Source organism: Micromonospora sp. D75, assembly GCF_018070405.1.
GTDB lineage: Bacteria > Actinomycetota > Actinomycetes > Mycobacteriales > Micromonosporaceae > Micromonospora > Micromonospora chalcea.
The window spans coordinates 1-401 of the sequence record NZ_JAGPXV010001218.1; the positions used below are offsets into that span (position 1 = coordinate 1).

Annotated in this window: 1 protein-coding gene; it reads right to left on the bottom strand. The window is 72.6% G+C overall.

Annotation, left to right across the window (positions count from 1 at the left end):
• The coding region (locus tag KBX39_RS32950; protein WP_282102515.1) for a ketoacyl-synthetase C-terminal extension domain-containing protein at positions 1-401 on the bottom strand (401 nt) is incomplete at both ends.

Sequence of the window (401 nt, forward strand, 5' to 3'; positions counted from 1 at the left end):
CACGTACTCCGCCAGGCGAGCCGCCTGGCCGGTCAGGGCGCCCTTCGAACGTCCCGACAGCGGCCACACCACGACGTCGGAGGCAACGAGCCCGGGGCCCTGCTCGGCCGGAGCGGCAGCCACGGCCTGCGGCTCGTCGGCCTGTTCGATGATCACGTGGGCGTTGGTGCCGGACATGCCGAACGACGACACCGCCGCCCGGCGCGGCCGGTCCACCACCGGCCAGGGCCGCGACTGCGTGGCCAGTTCCACCGCGCCGGAGGTCCAGTCGATGTGCGGCGACGGCTCGTCCACGTGCAACGTCGCCGGTACCACGCCCTCCCGCATCGCCAGCACCATCTTGATCACACCGGCGACGCCCGAGGCGGCCTGCGTGTGGCCGATGTTGGACTTGATCGAGC